The following is a 23037-nucleotide window of genomic DNA, read 5'->3' as shown; positions in this document are numbered from 1 at the left end:
TAAAATCATAAAAGAAAGTGGGAATCACATGCAAAATATTTTTCAAGAACCATTTAAAATGTCCGTTCATCATGAAGAAACAGGTGCAATATGGCGTTTAAGCGAATTATTTTTACAACATATTCCCTTTGAACATAACAATCTTGTTTTTTGTTGCATCGGTACAGACCGTTCTACGGGAGACGCTTTAGGTCCTTTAACCGGAAGTTTATTATCCAACTATCAGTTTCCTTTTCGAATCATTGGAACGCTAGAAGATCCTCTTCATGCTATCAATTTAGCACTTACTGTCGAAGAATTACAACAAATGTCCACTTTCCCTTTCGTTGTAGCTATTGATGCATGTCTTGGAAGAGAAAAAAGTATTGGTCAAATTATTGTCCAAAACGGACCTTTACTGCCTGGAAAAGCAGTGAATAAAGAGCTGCCACCCATCGGCGATATTTCCATCAAAGGAGTTGTCAATGTAGGTGGATTTATGGAAATGCTAGTTTTGCAAAACACTCGACTTCACGTAACTTATTCGATGAGCAATAAAATTGCCCGTGCACTTTTGCTTGCGTATCAACGTCATTTATTGAAAAGGAAACATGATTACAATTATTCCAAGAACAACAACAATTCCTGGCAGCAAATTGGCTACACGAATTTTAGTTAATCCTGCAATATTTAAACCAATCGCTAATATCATAACGCCGCCGGTTGCTGTCATTTCTTGGATAAAGAGATTCATTGCCTCTTCAGGTATGTATTTACTAATCAGTCCTGAAAATATAGCAATCATACCTTGATAAATCAATACGGGAAATGCTGATAATAATACACCTATACCTAACGTAGATGTCAAAATAATGGAGGTAAAGCCGTCTATAATTCCTTTTGTAATAAGAACAGCATGATCATTTCTTAACCCGCTGTCTAACGCACCGATAATTCCCATTGAGCCAATAACAAAAATAAGGGACGCTGTAATAAAACCTTCAGCAATATTACTATTTGAATCTTTGCTTTTTATTTTTGATTCGACCCATTTTCCAAAACGATTAAATAATGAATCTAAATCAATCCACTCACCTATAATCGCCCCAACTACTAAGCTAACAATCAAAATAACAAAATTATTCGTTTTTAATCCCATTTGAATACCTAACAATGCAACTGCAAGTCCAATAATTGAAAGTACGGTATTTTTCATTTTTTCTGGTAAATTCTTTAAGAAGCGTCCAATGATCGAACCGATGATAATCAATAATGCATTGATAATTGTTCCGAATAATATCATAAGTTGTTATCCTCTTTCTTTGGTTTCAAAAATAGAGCGCCTTAATTGGCGCCCTTTTTATACCTCATCATGTTCTAAATTTAATATTTCTAATATACGCTCCAAATCATCTTCAGAATAAAATTCAATTTCAATTTTCCCTTTATTTTTTGTTTTCTTTATTTGAACATTTGTACCAAAGAATTCCCTTAATTGTGATTCAGTTGCTTGAACAAAAATATCCTTATTTGTTGAGTTTTTCGTTTCACGTGAAACATTTTCGTTTAGTTGTTTAATTAATGCTTCCAATTGACGTACATTTAATGATTGATTCACTACTTTTTTTGCTACTTCTATTATTTTTCTTTTATTTTTTAATCCAAGTAATGCTCTTCCATGACCCATTGAAAGAGCTCCATCATTTACCATTTGACGAACTTCTTCTGGTAATTGAAGTAATCGAATCATATTCGTGATATGCGGACGGCTTTTCCCCAATCGTTTTGCTAAATCATCTTGAGTGAAATTTAATTTTTCAATTAAATTTTGATATGCTTCAGCTTCTTCAATTGGAGTTAAATCTTCTCTTTGTAAATTTTCTAGGATAGCAAGTTCCATCATTTGTTCTTCTGTCATTTCTTTAATTATTGCCGGAATTTCCTCTAACTTCGCCAATTTAGCCGCGCGATAACGACGTTCTCCCACGACTATTTCGTATTTTTTTCCTTTCTTTCTGACAACGATTGGTTGAATAATACCATGTTCTCGAATGGATTGAGCTAATTCTTCAATTGTTTCATCATCAAACTTCTTCCGTGGTTGAAAAGGATTTGCGACAAGTTTTTGCAACGGAATTTTTTCTACATGTTCTTCATTCTGAATAGTTTCTTGAATGGACTCTAATGTTTCTGTAGGAAATAGAGCACCAATCCCTTTCCCTAAACCCCTAGCCATTTTTTACCACTTCCCTTGCTAACTCTAAATACACTTCAGCGCCTCGTGATTTCGGATCATAGATGATAATTGGTTCTCCAAAGCTGGGTGCTTCACTTAAACGTACATTTCGAGGAATAATTGTTTTGTAGACTTTATCTTGAAAATATTTTTTTACTTCCTCAATCACTTGAATCCCCAGATTTGTACGAGCATCTAACATCGTTAAAAGTACACCATCAATTGATAAAGTTGGATTTAAATGTTTTTGTACCAATCTCACTGTTGATAATAGCTGACTAAGCCCCTCTAACGCGTAATATTCACATTGAACAGGAATAATAACTGCATCCGATGCAGTTAAAGCATTGATCGTTAACAGTCCTAATGATGGTGGGCAGTCAATAATGATGAAGTCATAATCATCTTTAACCTCTTCCAATGCATGCTTTAAACGCACTTCCCGTGAGATTGTAGAAACTAATTCAATTTCAGCACCTGCTAATGAAATAGTAGCTGGTATGACATACAAATTTTCTACTTTTGTTTGTTGAATAACGTTTTTTACATCTTCATCATCAATAATCACGTCGTAAATACAGCTAGATGTTTCTCCTTTATTTATGCCAACTCCACTAGTGGCATTTCCTTGGGGATCGATGTCAATTAGCAATACTTTTTTTCCTAAATAAGCAAGGCAAGCGCTCAAATTTACAGATGTAGTAGTTTTTCCGACACCGCCCTTTTGGTTGGCGATTGCTAAAATTCTTCCCAATTTTGTGCACCTGCTTTCATCTTTTCGAATAGTTAAAAGCGTAATTTTTTATTCAAATAGAATTTATTTACTTCTTTCATTCTATCAAATTTATAATATAGTTGTATTCCATAAACCAAATTTCTTGAAAAAATAATATAGAAAAAGCGGTCGTCTCTGTACGTGGCAGAGACGACCACTAGTTTCACGTGAAACAATTTAAGACTTTTTCTTTGGTATTTTTACTGTGATTTGATAGTAATCTTCCGTATCTTCTTCTTCCGTTTTTATATTAATTCCGCTTTTTGATACCATCGATAAGGATTGCTTAATTGTATTTAAAGCGATGCGAATATCTTTACTAATAGCCTTGCGTTTTGGTTTTGTTTTTTTCTCTTCTTCCGTTTCAACAGGTTTTGTTAGTTGTTGAATATATTCTTCAAGCTGACGGACGTTCCAGTCATTTTCTTTTATCAATTCAACTAATTTTATTTGTAATTCTTCGTCCTTCACACTGATTAACGCTCGTGCATGACGCTCAGTAATTTCACGTCTTAAAATTGCATCTTGCACATATTTTGGAAGTTTTAACAATCTTAATTTATTAGCAACGGTGGACTGACCTTTTCCAAGGCGTTGAGCGAGTGCTTCTTGTGTTAAATGATGCAGCTCAATTAGTTGTTGGTAAGCTAATGCTTCTTCGATAGCTGTCAACTCTTCACGCTGCAAGTTCTCTATTAACGCAATTGAAGCTGTCTCTTTATCATTTAAATTCCGTACAATTGCAGGTACTTCCGTCCAATTTAATTTTTTAATCGCCCGATAACGTCTTTCTCCTGCAATGATTTCATAACGGTTATCTTCTAAACGACGAACAACAATCGGCTGTATAACACCATGAGTATGAATGGTTCTAGATAATTCTTCAATTTTTTCTTCATCAAAAATTGTGCGTGGCTGATATCGGTTCGGTACGATTTGATCAATTGGAATTTTTATCACTTCTTCAGAGTGTTTTCTCTCTTTCTCTTCCGTTTCTATTTCACTTTTTTTTTCAGAAACTAGTTTTTCGCCGCCCCCAAAAAATCGCGAAAAAGGACTTTTCATTCAATGGCACCACCTTTTGGAAACTATCTGCACTATATTTTATTATTTAATATTCTATATGAAATGTACAGAGTCTTATAGAAGTAAAATCTATGAAATTGTCATAATTATAATATAATTCTATTATCAAAAGCATATTTCTATTTGAGTTTCACGTGGAACTCCAAACTGTTTTTAGATAGAAGTGATTTCATTTTGAAGGAATCGTATACTGATAATCTTAATAAATGGATTGTTACAATTTTTTATTATACATGAAAAAGTTGTAACAACGGAATTGTTTTGCAAATAGTAAAGAATAATGCGCTCAAATTTGATTGAGCGCATATTGATTATTTAATTGGTGTTTTATTTGGTACCCCAGGTTTTCTAGGATATTTTTTGGACGTCTTTTTTGTTTTTTCAATGACAAAAATTGTTCGTTCACTATTTTCTATAGGCAAATGGTAATCAAATTGTTCTTTTAAAGCTCCACCTAAAACCTGAATGGCCTTTTTTGCTTCTTTATATTCTTCATGGGCAGCTGCGGCTTTTAATGCAATAAAATTACCCTCTATTTTAACTAAAGGAATGCAAAGTTCCGCTAACACATTTAATCGTGAAACAGCCCTTGCCATAACGACATCAAATTGTTCACGATATGCTGAATTTTGACCAAAGTCTTCTGCTCTTGCGTGAACAAAATGGCAGTGGGTCAAATTTAATTGTTCACTTAAATGATTTAAAAATGTAATACGTTTATTTAACGAATCAACAATTGTAATTTTTAAGTGTGGAAAACAAATTTTTAACGGAATGCTTGGAAACCCTGCACCTGCGCCAACATCACAAAGAGTTTCAACTTTTGAAAAATCAAAGTAAAAGGCTGCACTGATTGAATCGTAAAAATGTTTTAAATATACGCCTTCTAAATCGGTAATGGCTGTTAAATTCATTTTTTCATTCCATTCAACGAGAATTTCAAAATATTTCCGAAATTGTTCTATTTGCGTCTCGTTCAGTTCAATCCCTTTATCTTTTAAGCTTTGAATAAAAAGTTGTTCGTTCATTTTCTACTCCTTTACATAGAGTTTATATATAGTTTGATATAAGAAATAAGCGTTCGAGATCAATGTTGCTCGAACGCTCCTTTTTTTAAGAATTACTACTGATTTTCGCAATTTTTCCTTGTTCAATATATACAAGCAAGATTGATATATCCGCAGGGTTTACCCCGGAAATTCGCGAAGCTTGAGCAATTGTTAATGGACGTACTTCTTTTAACTTTTCACGTGCTTCGGAAGCTAGGTTTGGTACATCATCATAATCGATATTTTCTGGTATCTTTTTGCTTTCTAACTTATGAAGTCGCTCTACTTGTTGCAATGCTTTTTGAATGTAACCTTCATATTTAACTTGAATTTCCACTTGTTCTTTTACTTCTTCACTTAAGTTTTCTTCTGGTGGTGTTAAGGATGCAACTAAGTCATAACGCATTTCAGGTCGTTTCAGTAAGTCGATTGCACGTATCCCATCTTTAAGTTCTGCTCCACCAACTGAACGAACTACTTCTTGCGTTTTTTCGTTTGGTTTAATGATTACTTCGCGAAGTCTCGCTATTTCATTTTCAACTTGTTCTTTCTTTTTCAAGAATTTATTATAACGTTCTTCTGAAATTAAACCTACTTTATATCCGATATCTGTCAAACGTAGATCTGCGTTATCATGACGAAGTAGTAGGCGATATTCGGCACGGGATGTAAGTAGACGATAAGGTTCATTAGTTCCCTTCGTTACTAAATCATCAATTAAGACGCCAATATATGCTTCAGAACGTTTTAATATGAGTTCTTCTTTTCCAAAAATTTTAGCAGCCGCATTGATTCCTGCCATGATTCCTTGTGCTGCCGCTTCTTCATACCCGCTTGTGCCATTGATTTGTCCAGCAGTGTATAGATTTCTAATACGTTTTGTTTCAAGGGTTGGCCATAATTGAGTCGGAACAATGGCATCATACTCAATTGCATAACCAGGTCGCATCATTTGAGCATTTTCTAAGCCAGGGATTGAAGCAATCATTTTTAGCTGAATATCTTCTGGCATGCTCGTAGATAACCCTTGTACGTACACCTCATCCGTTTCTCGTCCTTCAGGTTCTATAAATATTTGATGGCGAGGTTTATCATTGAAACGAACAACCTTTGTCTCAATGGAAGGACAATATCTTGGGCCAGGACCTGTAATTAATCCTGTAAACATTGGAGCCTTATCTAAATTTCCATTGATAATTTCATGGGTTTCTAAGGAAGTATAAGTTAACCAGCAAGGAATTTGATCCATAATAAATTCTGTCGTTTCATAACTGAATGCTCGAGGTACATCATCCCCGGGTTGAATTTCCATTTTGCTGTAATCAACAGTTTTTCCATTCAACCGAGGAGGTGTTCCAGTTTTAAAACGAACAATTTCAAAACCTAAATCTTTTAGTTGGTCCGCTAATGTAATGGACGGCTGTGAGTTGTTAGGGCCGCTTGAATATTTGATATCACCAATGATAATTTCACCGCGCAAATACGTTCCAGTTGTTAAAATTACTGCTTTTCCGCGGAAAACTCCACCGGTTTTTGTGATGACACCTTTTACTTCTCCATCTTCAATTATTAATTCTTCTACCAACGCTTGCTGAATATGGAGATTATCTTGTTGCTCCAAAATTCGTTTCATTTCCCGTTGATATAACACTTTATCTGCTTGTGCACGTAATGCACGAACAGCTGGGCCTTTCCCTGTATTTAACATCCTCATTTGAATGTGGGTTTTATCAATAACTTTTGCCATTAATCCCCCAAGTGCATCAATTTCACGAACAACAATCCCCTTTGCAGGACCTCCAATGGATGGATTACATGGCATAAATGCAATATTTTCCAAACTAATTGTCAACATGAGGGTTTTTGCCCCCAATTTTGCAGCGGCATGTGCTGCTTCAACGCCAGCATGACCTGCACCGACTACAATGACATCATACATTCCTGCTTCATAATTTGTCATGCCGAAAAAATCTTCCCTTCTATAGTAAGTTTCATTTATTTTCCTAAACAGAATTGTGAGAATAACTGATCAATGAGACTCTCGTGTACCGTATCACCTATGATTTCGCCTAGTAATTCCCATGTTCTTGTTACATCGATCTGAACAATATCTACTGGCACTCCAGCTTTTGCAGATTCAATCGCTTCTTCAATCGCATCTAAAGCTTGTTGCAATACGGAAATATGGCGGGCATTCGAAACATATGTTAAATCCTCTGATTCAATTTGGCCCTCAAAGAATAAATCTGCAATTGCCTCTTCTAATGCATCAACACCTTCTTCTTTTAATAAAGAAGTGGTCACAATCCGTCTACCATTTGCTAGAGACTTCACTTTTTCTAAATCGATTTGCTGCGGTAAATCCGTTTTATTGACAACTACAATAAAATTCATGTTTTGTATCGTTTCAAATAATCTTACATCTTCTTCTGATAATGGTTCTGCTGCATTTAACACGAGCAATATTAAATCAGCCTCTTTTAATACTTGGCGAGATCTTTCTACCCCTATCCGTTCAACGATATCTTCCGTTTCCCGAATACCTGCTGTGTCCACTAAACGTAAAGGAACACCCCGAATGTTGACATACTCTTCTATAATATCACGTGTTGTACCTGCTATGTCTGTAACAATTGCTTTATTTTCTTGCGCTAAACTATTTAATAACGATGATTTCCCGACATTTGGTCTTCCTAATATCACCGTTGATAAACCTTCACGCAAAATTTTCCCTTGGCTCGATGTTTGAAGCAATTTTTTTATTTCCTCACGAACCCAAGTACATTTTTCTAATAAGACTGGAACCGTCATTTCTTCAACGTCATCATATTCTGGATAATCAATATTTACTTCCACATGAGCTAAAGTTTCAATTAATGCTTGACGCAAGTCTTTAATTAACTTAGACAATTTCCCGTCCATTTGATTTAGGGCAACATTCATAGCTCGATCCGTTTTCGCACGAATTAAATCCATTACCGCTTCCGCTTGAGATAAATCAATTCGACCATTTAAGAAAGCACGTTTTGTAAATTCACCTGGTTCTGCAAGCCGTGCACCATTTCTTAAAACAAGATTTAATACTCGATTTACAGATACTAGTCCCCCATGACAGTTGATTTCCACTACATCCTCACGAGTAAATGTTTTTGGTGCCTTCATCACCGACACCATTACCTCTTCCACTATCTTTTCAGTTTTAGGATCAATTAAATGGCCGTAATGAATTGTATGAGTTGGTTGGTCTTGTAATTTTTTATTATTTGGTGATTTAAATATTTTATCCGCTACTTGTATTGCATGATCTCCACTTAAACGAACGATGGCGATTGCTCCTTCCCCCATCGGTGTGGATATCGCAGCAATTGTATCTGTTTCCATTCATTTCACTCCTTTTATTATCCACATGTGGATAACTTACCGAACATTCTCACTAACAAAATAGATTAACACAAATTATTACAAATCGAAAGTATAGGAACTTTTCCACATGTGGATATTTCTGAATTCATCTCAAAATGCTAAATCGAGTAGGAGGGAGCGATTAACTCCCGTCCTCTCACACCACCGTAGTATACGGCGGTTCAATTAAGATCATTGACGAAAGTCTTTATAACTTCCGTGAATAGCTATTCTCTTTATGCCAGTGGTCACTCCACCCTCCAAGATGTCTCCCACGGGATTCACCGCTTCCTCCCTCAAGTGAGGTACTACGTTTTCTGTGTTCATCATGACTCACTGAATGTCAAGGGCTATTCTCTCTTAATTGTTCGGTCCTTCTTAGTAGTTCTAAACCAACTAATACTATGACCTCTGCTGATTTCTGACGGTTCAGCTACTTATCACTAAGTAGGTTATGAAGCGTACTTCACCTATCCGCCAGACCTCCCCGGGTAAGAATGTAATCTTTCCTTCCATCTATCTGCTTCATTTACTCTGTACCACCTTTGGCAGAAAGGACTTTGTTTTGTTTAGCAAACTCATCCAATGATACCTAGCCTTATATGAGGTTCGTGTTCCTCAGACCGGAAGTTTGCCTTCAGATTCCGCGTCACCACGGACACCCTTGCGTTAAGCTAACTGTTACTTCTGCCTTCACAGTTCGGGACTTATACCCTATTGATTACACCCATGCCAGGCGCACTAAAAAAACGATCTATCTTTTCGATAGATCGTTTTCATTTTACTTAACCGGTTCAATTACTAAATGACGATTAGGTTCTACACCTTCTGAATATGTTTCAACATCCAATCGATTTGCTAATGCATTATGAATAATTTTTCTTTCATATGATGGCATTGGTTCCAATGCAACTTTTTTTCCTGTCCGTATCGCTTTATCTGCCATTCTCTCTGCCAATTGCTCCAACGCTAGTTGGCGACGCTCACGATAATTTTCAACATCCAGCCTAACTGTGACATACGATTTTGCAGTTTTATTTACAACTAGTTGAGTTAATTGTTGCAACGCATTTAAATTTGCACCACGTTTTCCAATAATCAATGCTGCTTTTTCGCTCTCTAATTTGAAAAGAATCGTTTTTCCTTCTTTTTCCGTTTCAATTTTTAAGTCATGAATATCCATCGCTTTTGCAATGTTTGTTAAGTATTGTACAGCACTTTCAATTGGATCTGGTTGTTCTTCTTCTTGAACTTCTTCATCGTTTGATTGTTCTGATTGTGGTTCTATACTTGCCTTTACCTCTTTAGGTGTCCCATCTTCTGCTAACTTTTCTTGCCCTTTTTCCTTTTCTTCTGTTACTTCTTCAATAATCGTTACTCGAACTTCCGCAGGGCGAGCACCAAATCCTAAAAAACCTTTTTTTGCTTCTTGCAGAACTTCAATTTCCACTTGTTTGCGTGATACGCCAAGCTTTTGTAACGCTAAAGCAATTGCTTCTTCCTTCGTTGCGCCTGTTTGCGTAATTTGCTTCACTTTTTCGCTCCTCCAGTTGTCGCAGGTTTTTCAGTTTCATTCTTTTGCCAAGGTTTCTTATATATAAATAGATTTTGGATTACCGAAATAATATTTCCGACTACCCAATATAATGATAAGGCTGCCGGTAAAACCATCCCAAATCCTATGATCATAAGAGGCATAATATACATCATCATTTTCATTTGAGGGTTGTCCATCGCTGGGCCTGTCATTAATACAATATATTGAATTAAACCAGCTGCAATTGCAAGAATTATACTAGGTTCCGCCAATGGGAAGATTAGAAATGTTCCAAGCTCAAATTCTGGCGTAACATTCATGCGGCTAATCGCATGATATAGTCCAATGATAATTGGCATTTGAATTAAAGCAGGTAAACATCCCATCATCGGGTTAACACCAGTAGATTGCATTAAAGCCATTAATTCTTGTTGATATTTTTGCTGTGTTACTGCATCTTTAGAACTATATTTTTGTTGAAGTTCCTTTATTTTTGGTTGAATTTCTTGCATTTTCTTTGAGCTTTGTACTTGTTTAATTGTTAGTGGAAGTATTGCCAATCTTATGATAATTGTTACCGCGATTATACCTAATCCATACGATCCTAATAAATCAGCAAAGAATTTTGTAATGGAAACGATTGGCCAAACAATAAATTGATTCCAAAACCCTTCACTTTCAGCAGAAATCGGTTGATTATATTCAGTACATCCGCTAAGAAGAATAACTGCTGAAGCTAAGGTCAGTATAATCCCAAATTTTTTTTTCAACTCTGTTCCTCCTAAAGTTCTACAGTTCTTCGAATTCATTTTTTAGCTATTTTACCATGTTTTGATATAGATACTCTACCTCGAGTTTCATTTCAATTTACTTTTATTTATTAAAATTGATGACGCTTACATTCAAACAATCAAGAGTTCTTTTTTCGTTTAATAACTTTTGCAATTTTCAGCACATGCTCTAAACTTTTTTTCGTTTCATGATAATTTAAGTTGGCCGCCGATACTCTGGCGATAATAACATAATCCATATCTTGTCTAAGCTCTTCTTTTATTTCAAAAAATACTTGTCGAATATAACGTTTCACTTGATTCCTAATCACAGCATTTCCTATTTTTTTCCCTATGGATAGCCCAATTCGAAATTCCTTTTGTCCTTCTTTAGGCAAACAATAAACGACAAACTGGCGATTAGCGTAAGATTTTCCTTCATTAAACACCTGTTGAAATTCTTTGTTTTTCTTAATTCTTTGGCGCTTCCTCACTCGATCAATCACCCGCTTTTTCCTTAAATTACAACGAGAAAAAAAAGACCACTGAAAATTCAGTGGACTTATGCTGATAACACTTTTCTTCCTTTACGACGACGTGCAGCTAATACTTTACGTCCATTTTTTGTGCTCATACGTTTGCGGAATCCGTGTACTTTGCTGTGTTTTCTTTTTGATGGTTGATATGTGCGTTTCATCTATATTTACACCTCCAAAGTGATTATTCAGTATCTAATCATACATATAGACCTGAATATTATATAAAAAGACCCTTCTTATTGTCAAATGACTCTTTGATTACAAGTTTAGGAATGCTGCTCTTATTATTCAAAATTTTTTAAAAATATCCACAGAGAAATTGTAGATATTCACAAATATTGTGGATAATATTTTTTGTAATTTTTTTATCCACAACTGTTATCGACATCTTTTTCACAAACCCAACCCCTGTGGAAAAACATATTGTGAATGAAAATGAACATTGTGGATAAGTTTATCAAGCTATTGAAACAACGATGTTTTTTTGATAGGATAATTGTGCTTTAATTTGTGGAAAACAATTTTGGGAAATATTTTATCCACAATTGTTAATAACTTGTGGATAAAATAAATCACAACCTATGGAAAAAAGTTATCCACAGGTTGTGATTTTGTGTTTTAATAAAATTGGAGAATTGTTTTTGAATGGAATTATTCAAATTAAAATATGAAGTAAAGGAGTCACAGGCTTGGAACATTTAGATGAGTTATGGAACAAAGTCCTGGCCCGAGTCGAACAACAAATTTCAAAACCAAGCTTTGAGACGTGGTTAAAATCTACAAAATTGCTCTCATACAAAGGAACAAACGTAACCATTGCTGCGCCAAACTCGTTTGCTCGAGAATGGCTGGAAAACCACTATGTACATCTAATTGCAGGGATCTTATCTGAATTAACTGGAGAAGATTTGTATATTAAATTTGTTGTACAAAAGGACCAGGACAACGAAGATTTTGATATTCCGGCGCCGGTTATTCAAACAAAAACAGCTGAGCCTTCTGAAGGCCCTCATAGCATGCTTAATCCAAAATACACTTTTGATACGTTTGTTATTGGCTCGGGAAACCGTTTTGCTCATGCTGCTTCCCTTGCAGTTGCGGAAGCACCGGCAAAAGCTTATAACCCTTTCTTTATTTATGGGGGAGTAGGATTAGGGAAAACCCATTTAATGCATGCAATTGGACACTACGTACTTGAACATAATCCAAATGCAAAAGTAGTTTACTTGTCTTCTGAAAAATTCACGAATGAATTTATTAATTCAATCCGAGATAATAAGGCGGAAGAATTCAGAAATAAATATCGTAACGTGGACGTTTTGTTAATTGATGATATTCAATTTTTAGCTGGAAAAGAATCAACGCAAGAAGAATTTTTCCACACTTTTAATACTTTGCACACTGAATCAAAACAAATTGTTATTTCAAGTGACCGTCCGCCAAAAGAAATTCCAACATTAGAAGATCGATTACGATCTCGATTTGAATGGGGATTAATTACAGATATTACCCCACCTGATTTAGAAACGCGAATCGCTATCTTGCGTAAAAAAGCGAAAGCTGATGGACTAGATATACCTAATGAAGTAATGCACTATATTGCTAATCAAATTGACACAAACATTCGTGAATTAGAGGGAGCGCTAATTCGCGTTGTCGCGTATTCATCATTAGTAAATCAAGACATTACGGTAGAACTAGCACAAGAAGCTTTAAAAGATATTATGCCTAATTCCAAACCGAAATCCGTGACAATTCAAGATATTCAAAAAGTAGTAGGGGAACATTACAACATTCGATTGGAAGACTTCAGTTCAAAAAAGCGAACAAAATCTATAGCCTTTCCTCGTCAAGTAGCGATGTATTTATCGAGAGAACTTACGGATTTTTCTTTGCCAAAAATCGGGGAAGAATTTGGTGGGAGAGACCATACAACGGTAATTCATGCCCATGAAAAGATTGAAAAAATGTTAAAGGAAGATAAACAATTACAGGAAGAAATAAAACAGATTCGAAGCATGCTTGGAAAATAAGATTGTGGATAACTTACTTTTTCTTTAACAGGGATATACACAAAATATCAACATGTGGATATGTTGTTTTTTATAGTTAAAACTATACTTATCCACAAATCCACAACCACTAATACTATTTCTATTAATTATTTAAAAAAATAATAATTTAATAAGTGAGGTATGACGATGAAATTTGAAATAATGAGAGATCGGTTGTTGGATGGACTAAATGATGTAACAAAAGCGATTAGTTCGAAAACAACAATCCCAATCTTAACAGGAATCAAAATTGACGTAACAGATAATGGAGTATTACTTACAGGATCTGATGCGGATATAACAATTCAAACGTTCATTCCTGCTGAAGAAGATGGCAATCAAATTATTAATATTGTTGAAACAGGGTCCATCGTTTTACAAGCTCGAATGTTTAATGAAATTGTAAGAAAACTGCCTACAAATGATGTTGAAATTGAAGTGAAAAATGAATTACAAACTCATATTCGTTCTGGTAAAACAGAATTCCATTTAATCGGTTCAGACGCATCTGAATATCCGTTATTGCCAGAAATCTCTACTGAAAATCGATTTGAAATCCCTGCTGATTTATTAAAATCGGTTATTCGCGAAACGGTGTTTGCTGTTGCTGCTAGTGAAAGCAGACCTGTACTAACAGGAGTTAACTGGAATATAGAAAATGATGAATTAATTTGCGTTGCAACTGATAGCCACCGATTAGCAAGAAGAAAAGTAAAATTAGAAAATCTACCAAATGGCATTGAATCTGTTGTTATTCCTGGAAAAAGCCTGAACGAACTAAATAAAATTTTGGGTGAAACAAGCAATCCTATTGAAATAACGATGTCCAATCAACAAATTTTATTCAAAACAGATCATGTTTTATTTTTCTCACGTTTGCTAGAAGGGAACTATCCAGATACATCTCGTTTAATTCCTAATGAGTTTAAAACAAACATTAAGCTGGATGGAAAAACATTTTTACAAGCAATTGATCGTGCATCATTAGTTGCTAGAGAAGACCGAAATAATGTTGTACGATTTGAAACATTAGAAGATGACGCTGTGAAAATATCGTCCAATTCCCCAGAAATCGGAAAAGTAGAAGAACAAATTCCAGTTGAATCGATTGAAGGAGAGAAATTGGTCATTTCCTTCAGTGCAAAATACATGATGGAAGCGTTAAAAGCAATCGATGGACAAGAAGTAATTATTCAATTTACAGGTGCAATGCGTCCATTTATCTTACGATCAGTGCATGATGATTCCATCCTTCAATTGATTTTACCTGTAAGAACATACTAAATAGATTGAAAAAGTGTAGATTAAGTCGAAATGTAGGCTTGTCTACACTTTTTTGCTTAAAAAGATGGATTCCATTATAAAAACTGGACTAACTAATTTAGAAAAGGGGGCACTAGGTTTATAGATTCTTGAGAAAATGATATGTTTTTTATTTTTTTTTATGATAAAAAATGTGAATAATTTCGTGTTGAATTTTTAATAACATTCGTTTTTTAATCAAATTATAAAGACGCTAGAAAATGCTAAAAAGGGTTTGAATTATATGTTTTTCGTCAAAAATTATGTTAGGCTTCTATTGCTTTTCTAGCTTATTAGCGATAATTAAGGTAAGATTAAATGATAGATGTTCGCTAAACGGAGGCTGAATTTGTTTGAATGAAATAGTAATTGATACTGAATTTATCACCCTAGGACAAGTACTGAAAGTTACGAATGCTATTAGTTCTGGTGGTATGGCAAAATGGTTTCTAGAAGAAACGGATGTTTATGTGAACGGCGAAATAGAGAAACGCCGAGGCAAAAAATTAAGGAATGGTGACGTTGTTAATATACCTGGTATTGGAAGATATGTAATTGTAAACAAGAACGGAGAAAAGGAATGATTATTGAGCGTTTACAACTTACCAATTACCGTAATTATGAATCTCTCAACTTAGAATTTTCTCCACAAATTAATGTTTTGATTGGAGAAAATGCTCAAGGAAAAACAAATATATTAGAATCTATTTATGTATTAGCTATGGCTAAGTCCCATAGAACGAGTAATGATAAAGAATTAATACGTTGGGAAACAGACTATGGTAAAATAAAAGGTGAAATCAAAAACCGATACGGTAAAATCCCCTTAGAATTGTTAGTTACTAAGAAAGGTAAAAAAGGGAAAGTTAACCATATTGAACAATTGAAACTGAGTAATTATATAGGGCAAATTAACGTCGTGATGTTTGCGCCAGAGGACTTAAACATAGTGAAAGGAAATCCTCAAGTGCGCAGACGTTTTATTGATATGGAAATTGGGCAAATCTCTCCCGTTTATTTACATGAATTATTGAATTTTCAAAAGCTTTTAAAACAACGAAATCAGTTGTTGAAAAATTATCAGGGGAAACCGAAAATCGATGAAGTACTGTTTGACATTTACACTGAACAATATATTCAATCCGCAGTACAAATTATTCGTAAACGATTTGAATTTGTTGATTTATTACAAGAATGGGCAGAAAAAATCCATTCCGGCATATCCCAAGGAATTGAAAAGTTAAAGATTAAATATCTCACAACAAAAGGGATTGAAAAAGATTGGACTGCTAATGAAATAGCTACATACTTAGCAGAAAAATTTACTCAAGTGAAAGAGAAAGAAATGGAAAGGGGCCTTACTTTAATTGGACCTCATCGTGATGACTTGCAATTTTTCGTAAACGATTACGATGTTCAAACATATGGTTCGCAAGGACAACAAAGGACAACAGCCCTTTCATTGAAGTTAGCAGAAATTGAATTAATAAAACAAGAAACGGGAGAAGCCCCTATTCTACTATTAGATGATGTGTTGTCTGAATTGGATGATTTCCGTCAATCTCATTTGCTGAATACGATTCAAGAAGAGGTACAGACATTTGTAACAACTACGAGTGTTGATGGAATTCACCACGAGACGATACAACATGCGAAATTGTTTCACGTGAAACAAGGGAAAGTGGAGATTTGATTAGCGTTTATTTTTTCGCATTTTAAAATAAGAATTTCAAATAATGCATACAAGGGTATGAAAGAGTAGGTGAACGTGGTGGCTTTAGAGGAAAGTAAAGTTCAGGGAAACTATGATGCTGACCAAATACAAGTTTTAGAAGGATTAGAAGCTGTCCGCAAACGTCCAGGAATGTATATTGGAACAACAACTTCAAAAGGTTTGCACCATTTAGTATGGGAAATTGTAGACAACAGTATTGATGAAGCGTTAGCTGGCTATTGTAATAAAATTAATATAACGATTGAAAAAGATAATTGGATTCGAGTAGAAGATAATGGTCGCGGAATACCAGTAAGCACACATGAAAAAATGGGTATACCTGCTGTTGAAGTCATTATGACTGTGCTTCATGCCGGCGGAAAGTTTGGTAGCGGAGGATATAAAGTATCAGGTGGTTTACATGGTGTTGGAGCTTCTGTTGTAAACGCGTTGTCTTTAGAAACAGAAGTTTATGTGAAACGTGATGGTCATATTTATTACATTAAGTTTTCCCGTGGAAAAACTGTAGAGCCGTTAAAAATTATTGGGGATACTGACGAAACTGGAACAACTACTCGCTTTAAAGCGGATCCAGAAATTTTCCGAGAAACTACTGTGTATGATTATGAAACGCTAGCAACCCGCATTCGTGAATTGGCGTATCTAAATCGCGGCATCATCCTTACTTTAACGGATGAGCGTGGAGATGAGGTCCGTTCTGATTTTTATCATTATGAAGGCGGAATTAGAGAATATGTTGAACATTTAAATGAATCCAAGGAACCGATTCATGAAACGATTGATATTGCGGGTGAAAAAGATGGAATTTCATTAGAAATTGCACTGCAATATAATTCGGGATATTCAACTGATATATATTCATTTGCTAATAATATCAACACATATGAAGGTGGTACCCACGAATCAGGATTTAAAACAGCCTTGACACGTGTCATAAATGAATATGCACGAAAAAACGGCTTGTTAAAAGATAATGATGCAAACTTAACAGGAGAAGATGTCCGAGAAGGATTAACTGCGATTATATCTGTTAAACACCCTAATCCTCAATTTGAGGGTCAGACAAAAACAAAATTAGGAAATTCTGAAGTAAGCACAATTACAAATCAAATCTTCTCGGAAACTTTTGAACGTTACTTATTAGAAAATCCATCGGTAGCTAGAAAAATTGTTGAAAAGGGAATTATGGCTGCTCGAGCTCGAATTGCAGCCAAAAAGGCACGTGAATTCACGAGAAGAAAATCAGCGTTGGAAATTTCAAACTTACCGGGTAAACTTGCAGACTGTACTTCAACAAACCCAGCAGAATCAGAAATTTTCATCGTCGAGGGGGATTCAGCAGGCGGATCTGCGAAATCTGGCCGAGATCGATATTTCCAAGCTATTCTTCCTTTGCGCGGAAAAATTTTAAACGTTGAAAAAGCCAATTTAAACCGCATTTTATCCAATACAGAAATTCGTGCGATGATTACTGCATTTGGTACGGGTATTGGTGATGAGTTTGATTTAGAAAAAGCACGATATCATAAAATCATTATCATGACCGATGCCGATGTCGATGGAGCGCATATTCGTATTTTATTGCTAACGTTCTTCTTCCGCTTCATGCGTCCGCTTATTGAAGCAGGATATGTATATGCTGCTCAACCACCTCTATATCAAGTGAAACAAGGAAAATATGTTGAATATTGTTATTCAGATGAAGAACTTCAAGAAATATTAAATCGCCTTCCAGACAATCCAAAACCTACAATTCAACGATATAAAGGTTTAGGAGAAATGAATGCAGATCAGTTATGGGAAACAACGATGGATCCAGAAAGACGTACGTTGCTTCAAATCCAATTGGATGATGCCATTAAAGCCGATCAAATCTTTAGACAACTAATGGGCGATGAAGTAGAGCCCCGTAGACAATTTATTGAAGAAAATGCAGTATATGTTGAAAATCTAGACATTTAATATGCATGAAAGGAGGGCTCATCCATGGCTGAAAATATTAATTCAGAAATCAAACAAGTGAAAATTAGCGAAGAAGTTCAAAAATCCTTTTTAGATTATGCAATGAGCGTCATTGTTTCCCGTGCCCTGCCGGATGTGAGAGACGGCTTGAAACCTGTTCAACGCCGTATTCTTTACGGCATGTATGAATTGGGAAACCATTCAGATAAACCGTATAAAAAATGTGCCCGAATCGTAGGAGATGTAATGGGGAAATACCATCCCCACGGAGACTCTTCCATCTATGATGCACTTGTGCGGATGGCGCAGGACTTTAGCTATCGTTACGTTTTAGTGGATGGACATGGCAACTTTGGTTCAGTTGATGGAGATGGCGCTGCTGCCATGCGTTATACGGAAGCCCGCTTGTCAAAAATTGCGATGGAGATGCTTCGGGATATCAATAAAGATACGATTGATTACGATTCAAACTATGACGGAACTGAAAAGGAACCAAAAGTATTGCCTTCTCGGTTCCCTAACTTGCTCGTAAACGGAGCTTCAGGAATTGCTGTTGGTATGGCAACAAATATTCCTCCGCATCAATTGGGAGAAACAATTGATGCGGTTATCGCAGTAGCTGAAAATCCTGAAATTACGACAGAAGAATTGATGGAAATTATTCCAGGGCCAGATTTCCCAACAGGTGGAATTATTTTGGGACGAAGCGGAATTCGTAGAGCTTATGAAACTGGTCGGGGTACAATTGTTGTCCGTGCAAAAGTCGAAATTGAAACGAGCTCAACTGGTAAAGAAACAATCATCGTCACAGAAATCCCTTACCAAGTGAACAAAGCGAAATTAATTGAAAAAATTGCTGAGCTGGTTCGAGACAAAAAAATTGAAGGAATTTCGAATCTTCGTGATGAATCTGACCGCCGTGGAATGCGGATTGTCATTGAAATCAGAAAAGACGCTAATGCAAATGTTGTGCTAAATAATTTATATAAACAGACAGCAATGCAAATGAATTTTAGCGTGAATATGCTTGCGCTAGTAAATGGACAACCGAAAGTATTAAGCTTAAAAGAAGTACTCTATCAATATTTACAACATCAAAAAGAAGTTATTACACGCCGCACACAATTTGAACTTCGAAAAGCGGAAGATCGAGCTCATATTTTAGAAGGTTTGCGCATTGCTCTAGATCATATCGATGAAATCATCAATATCATTCGTTCTTCCCGCACTGGTGAAGAAGCAAAACCAATTTTAATGGAACGTTTCAACTTAACCGACAAACAAGCACAAGCGATACTAGATATGCGTCTTGTTCGCTTAAGCGGACTTGAAAGAGAAAAAATTGAAAATGAATACCAAGAATTACAAAAATTAATTGGCGAGTTAAGAGCGATTTTAGCGGATGAGGCAAAGATAGTAGATATTATTAAAAGAGAATTGCTAGAAATAAAAGAAAAATATAATGATGAACGCCGGACTGAAATAGCTCCTGGTGGCCCTGAGATGATTGAAGATGAAGATTTAATCCCAAGGGAAGATTCTGTTGTTACACTAACTCATAGAGGTTATATAAAAAGACTTGCTTCCAGCACGTATCGCAGTCAAAAACGTGGTGGTCGTGGAGTTCAAGGAATGAATACTCATGAAGATGATTTCGTTGAACATTTATTGTTTACATCTACTCACGACGTCATTTTATTCTTTACTTCTAAAGGAAAAGTATACAGAGCAAAAGGTTATGAAATCCCTGAATTTGGTCGCACGGCAAAAGGTTTACCGATTGTAAACTTATTAAACCTTGATAAAGAAGAGAAAGTAACAGCGATGATTCGAGTAAAAGAGTATGACGAAAATGCCTTCTTCGTCTTTACAACAAAAATGGGGATTGCGAAACGTACATCTTTATCACAATTTGCCAATATCCGAAATAACGGCTTAATTGCTATTCATTTACATGAAGACGATGAATTGATTTCTGTTCGATTAACAGATGGTTCTAAACATGTCGTTATCGGCACAAGAAATGGCATGTTAATTCGCTTTGAGGAACAGGATATTCGTGAAATGGGCCGCACAGCAGCTGGTGTGCGCGGTATAAAACTTCGCGACGGTGACTGGGTAGTTGGTATGGAAATTGTAGAACCTGGTCAAGATATTTTAGTTGTGACAGAGAAAGGTTATGGAAAACGAACTTCTGAGTCAGAATACCGTTTACAAAATCGCGGTGGAGTTGGAATAAAAACGATTCATATCACCGAGAAAAACGGTCCAATGTGTGCGGTGAAAACGGTAGATGGTACAGAGGATATCATGTTAATCACGAATAATGGTATTTTAATTCGCATGGATGTAAATGATATTTCTTGCATTGGACGAAATACTCAAGGCGTTCGCTTAATTCGATTAGCAGAAGATGAGCACGTTGCGACGGTAGCAAGAGTGAAAAAAGAAGATAATTCTGATGATCATGATTCAACTACAGAAGTAGAAAACGAAGTTAAAGATGAAGAAAAAGAAACTTCAAATGAAGTAGAAAACAAAGATTTAGATGAATAATCTTAATTTCGAAAAACAGAAACATTGCTTAAAGTAATGTTTCTGTTTTTTCGTGCGCCCGGCATGTACATGAACTATAGGGTGTAAGTCCCGAACCCCGAAGACAGAAGTAGAGGTTAGCCAAGAGCAAGGGTGTCCGTGGTGACGCGGAATCTGAAGGAAGCTGGAGGCAAAACACCGGTCCGAGGAACACGAACCTCATATAAGGCTAGGTATGATTGAGTGAGTTTGCGAAACAAAACAAAGCTCTTTCTGTCGAAGGTCATATCGAGTAAATGAGGCGGATAGATGGTGTGAAAGTGCATGTACTTACCCGGGGAGGTCTGGCGGATAGGTGAAGTACGCTTCATAACCTACTTAGTGATAAGTAGCTGAACCGTCAGAAGTCAGCAGAGGTCATAGTATTAGTTGGTCTAGAACAACTAAGAAGGACCGAACAATTAAGAGAGAATAGCCCTTGGCATTCAGTGAGTCATGATGAACACAGAAAACGTAGTACCTCACTTGAGGAAGGAAGCGGTGAATCCCGTGGGGGACCTCTTGGAGGGTGGAGTGACCACTGGCATAAAGAGAACAGCTATTCACGGAAGGAGAATAACGATGCTTTTGAATCAAATCCTGTCACGGGAGAACATGCTTCAAGCATTAAAACGTGTAGAACAGAATAAAGGAAGCCATGGAGTAGATATGATGCCCGTACAAAACTTACGACAGCACATAGTCGAAAACTGGCTATCTATTAAGGAGGCAATTCTCAAGGGAACTTATGAACCAATGCCAGTCCGCAGAGTCGAAATCCCGAAACCTGACGGCGGTGTTCGTTTACTAGGAATCCCTACCGTAACAGACCGTTTGATTCAACAAGCAATCGCCCAAGTACTTTCAAAAGTGTATGACCCTACATTCTCTGAAAACAGCTACGGATTTCGACCAAACCGAAGTGCTCATGATGCGGTGAGGAAAGCGAAAGAATATATAAGAGATGGACATCGATGGGTTGTAGATATGGATTTGGAGAAATTCTTTGATAAGGTCAACCATGACAGATTAATGGGTACACTCGCGAAGAGAATCCAAGATAAACCATTACTGAAATTGATTCGTAAGTATTTACAATCGGGCGTCATGATTAATGGTGTGGTGTCAAGCACATTTGAGGGAACTCCACAAGGAGGACCATTAAGTCCGCTACTATCTAACATTGTACTAGATGAACTAGATAAAGAATTGGAAAGAAGAGGACACAAATTCGTTCGATATGCGGATGACTGTAACATTTACGTGAAAAGTAAACGAGCAGGACTTCGCACAATGGCAAGTATCCAGCGATTTATTGAAGGAAAACTACGACTGAAAGTAAATGAAAAGAAATCAGCGGTCGACCGTCCATGGAAACGTAAGTTTCTAGGATTTAGCTTTACCTATCATAAAGAGCCAAAGGTTCGTATCGCAAAAGAAAGCCTTAAACGAATAAAGAATAAAGTTCGTGAAATCACATCACGCAAGATGCCCTACCCGATGGAATACCGCATTCAGAAACTGAATCAATATCTAATGGGATGGTGTGGATATTTTGCGTTAGCAGACACCAAATCTATATTCCTTGGATTAGATAAATGGATTCGTAGAAGACTTCGAATGTGTCTATGGAAGAACTGGAAGAAACCGAAAACAAAGATACGCAACCTTATTCAACTTGGCATACCACAATGGCAAGCGTATGAATGGGGAAATACTCGGAAGAGTTATTGGCGTATTTCAAATAGTCCAATATTACACAGAACCCTTGGTAACTCCTATTGGAGAAACCAAGGGCTGAAAAGTCTTGAAGCTCGTTATGAAAACTTGCGTCAATGATCTTAATTGAACCGCCGTATACGGAACCGTACGTACGGTGGCGTGAGAGGACGGGAGTTAATCGCTCCCTCCTACTCGATTTTTTAGAAAAGTACTAAAATATTGACTAAATTATTGTATAATTTTACATAGAGAATTCTTTTTGAAAAAAACAAAAAGGGGTTTTCAGTGTGAAATTTACAATGGTGAATGTAAATA

Annotated in this window: 21 protein-coding genes (1 of these 21 running past the window's edge); 9 read left to right on the top strand and 12 right to left on the bottom strand. The window is 36.1% G+C overall.

Going from position 1 to position 23037, the window contains the following annotated elements; translation table 11 throughout:
• Positions 1 to 28: 28 nt before the first annotated feature.
• Entirely contained in the window at positions 29 to 658 is a 630-nt protein-coding gene (gene yyaC, locus UtA1_RS02840; RefSeq protein ID WP_096549973.1) for a spore protease YyaC, read from the top strand.
• Here the strand turns inward: yyaC and UtA1_RS02835 are convergent.
• The 12 genes from UtA1_RS02835 to rpmH form a co-directional block, all read right to left on the bottom strand.
• Positions 575 to 1282, bottom strand: coding sequence for a DUF554 domain-containing protein (locus UtA1_RS02835; protein ID WP_096549972.1), 708 nt, complete (start codon positions 1280 to 1282; stop codon positions 575 to 577). The genes yyaC and UtA1_RS02835 overlap by 84 nt on opposite strands.
• A gap of 57 nt (positions 1283 to 1339) precedes the next feature.
• Entirely contained in the window at positions 1340 to 2215 is an 876-nt protein-coding gene (locus UtA1_RS02830; protein ID WP_096549971.1) for a ParB/RepB/Spo0J family partition protein, read from the bottom strand.
• The gene (locus UtA1_RS02825; RefSeq protein ID WP_016838924.1) at positions 2208 to 2969 is read right to left on the bottom strand and encodes a ParA family protein; all 762 of its coding nucleotides are present in this window, start codon (positions 2967 to 2969) and stop codon (positions 2208 to 2210) included. The genes UtA1_RS02830 and UtA1_RS02825 overlap by 8 nt, the downstream gene beginning before the upstream one ends.
• 198 nt (positions 2970 to 3167) lie before the next feature.
• The gene (noc, locus tag UtA1_RS02820; protein WP_096549970.1) at positions 3168 to 4055 is read right to left on the bottom strand and encodes a nucleoid occlusion protein; all 888 of its coding nucleotides are present in this window, start codon (positions 4053 to 4055) and stop codon (positions 3168 to 3170) included.
• 332 nt (positions 4056 to 4387) lie between these two features.
• Complete coding sequence (rsmG, locus tag UtA1_RS02815) at positions 4388 to 5104, bottom strand: 16S rRNA (guanine(527)-N(7))-methyltransferase RsmG (RefSeq protein WP_096549969.1); 717 nt, start codon at positions 5102 to 5104, stop codon at positions 4388 to 4390.
• A gap of 85 nt (positions 5105 to 5189) precedes the next feature.
• Complete coding sequence (mnmG, locus tag UtA1_RS02810) at positions 5190 to 7085, bottom strand: tRNA uridine-5-carboxymethylaminomethyl(34) synthesis enzyme MnmG (protein WP_096549968.1); 1896 nt, start codon at positions 7083 to 7085, stop codon at positions 5190 to 5192.
• A gap of 35 nt (positions 7086 to 7120) precedes the next feature.
• Positions 7121 to 8506, bottom strand: coding sequence for a tRNA uridine-5-carboxymethylaminomethyl(34) synthesis GTPase MnmE (gene mnmE, locus UtA1_RS02805; protein ID WP_096549967.1), 1386 nt, complete (start codon positions 8504 to 8506; stop codon positions 7121 to 7123).
• 213 nt (positions 8507 to 8719) lie between these two features.
• Entirely contained in the window at positions 8720 to 8857 is a 138-nt protein-coding gene (locus UtA1_RS16950) for a hypothetical protein (RefSeq protein WP_172597781.1), read from the bottom strand.
• Between the two features lie 451 nt (positions 8858 to 9308).
• Entirely contained in the window at positions 9309 to 10061 is a 753-nt protein-coding gene (gene jag / locus UtA1_RS02800) for an RNA-binding cell elongation regulator Jag/EloR (protein WP_016839589.1), read from the bottom strand.
• Positions 10058 to 10834, bottom strand: a complete 777-nt coding sequence (gene yidC / locus UtA1_RS02795) for a membrane protein insertase YidC (RefSeq protein ID WP_096549966.1) — start codon at positions 10832 to 10834, stop codon at positions 10058 to 10060. Before yidC ends, jag begins: the two co-directional genes overlap by 4 nt.
• Before the next feature lie 140 nt (positions 10835 to 10974).
• Positions 10975 to 11328: a ribonuclease P protein component gene (gene rnpA, locus UtA1_RS02790; RefSeq protein ID WP_096552378.1), complete on the bottom strand. Its 354-nt coding sequence runs from the start codon at positions 11326 to 11328 to the stop codon at positions 10975 to 10977.
• Positions 11329 to 11396: 68 nt separating this feature from the next.
• On the bottom strand, positions 11397 to 11531 hold the full coding sequence (gene rpmH, locus UtA1_RS02785; protein WP_016839592.1) for a 50S ribosomal protein L34: 135 nt from the start codon (positions 11529 to 11531) through the stop codon (positions 11397 to 11399).
• 531 nt (positions 11532 to 12062) lie between these two features.
• Between rpmH and dnaA the strand changes: the two genes are divergently transcribed.
• From dnaA to UtA1_RS02745, 8 genes are all read left to right on the top strand, one after another.
• On the top strand, positions 12063 to 13406 hold the full coding sequence (gene dnaA, locus UtA1_RS02780; protein ID WP_096549965.1) for a chromosomal replication initiator protein DnaA: 1344 nt from the start codon (positions 12063 to 12065) through the stop codon (positions 13404 to 13406).
• A gap of 168 nt (positions 13407 to 13574) precedes the next feature.
• Positions 13575 to 14711 (top strand): DNA polymerase III subunit beta, encoded by a 1137-nt coding sequence (dnaN, locus tag UtA1_RS02775; protein ID WP_096549964.1) that lies wholly within the window; start codon positions 13575 to 13577, stop codon positions 14709 to 14711.
• Between the two features lie 371 nt (positions 14712 to 15082).
• Positions 15083 to 15313, top strand: coding sequence for a S4 domain-containing protein YaaA (gene yaaA / locus UtA1_RS02770; protein ID WP_016839595.1), 231 nt, complete (start codon positions 15083 to 15085; stop codon positions 15311 to 15313).
• Positions 15310 to 16422 carry a DNA replication/repair protein RecF gene (gene recF / locus UtA1_RS02765; protein WP_096549963.1) on the top strand — a complete coding sequence of 371 codons (1113 nt, stop codon included), beginning with the start codon at positions 15310 to 15312 and terminating at the stop codon, positions 16420 to 16422. The genes yaaA and recF overlap by 4 nt, the downstream gene beginning before the upstream one ends.
• A gap of 69 nt (positions 16423 to 16491) precedes the next feature.
• Positions 16492 to 18426: a DNA topoisomerase (ATP-hydrolyzing) subunit B gene (gene gyrB, locus UtA1_RS02760; RefSeq protein ID WP_408647311.1), complete on the top strand. Its 1935-nt coding sequence runs from the start codon at positions 16492 to 16494 to the stop codon at positions 18424 to 18426.
• Between the two features lie 24 nt (positions 18427 to 18450).
• Entirely contained in the window at positions 18451 to 20982 is a 2532-nt protein-coding gene (gene gyrA, locus UtA1_RS02755; RefSeq protein WP_096549962.1) for a DNA gyrase subunit A, read from the top strand.
• A 600-nt stretch (positions 20983 to 21582) separates the two neighbouring features.
• Entirely contained in the window at positions 21583 to 22839 is a 1257-nt protein-coding gene (gene ltrA, locus UtA1_RS02750) for a group II intron reverse transcriptase/maturase (RefSeq protein ID WP_096552374.1), read from the top strand.
• Positions 22840 to 23009: 170 nt separating this feature from the next.
• Positions 23010 to 23037, top strand: partial view of an HD-GYP domain-containing protein gene (locus tag UtA1_RS02745; protein ID WP_096549960.1) — the 5' portion only. Its footprint extends 1073 nt past the window's final position; 28 of the gene's 1101 nt are visible here — the first part of the coding sequence; its start codon is at positions 23010 to 23012; its stop codon lies beyond the right edge, outside the window.

It is taken from the genome of Ureibacillus thermosphaericus (assembly GCF_002370195.2).
GTDB classification, from domain to species: Bacteria; Bacillota; Bacilli; order Bacillales_A; family Planococcaceae; genus Ureibacillus; species Ureibacillus thermosphaericus.
This window is presented reverse-complemented; position numbering and strand designations above follow the sequence as displayed.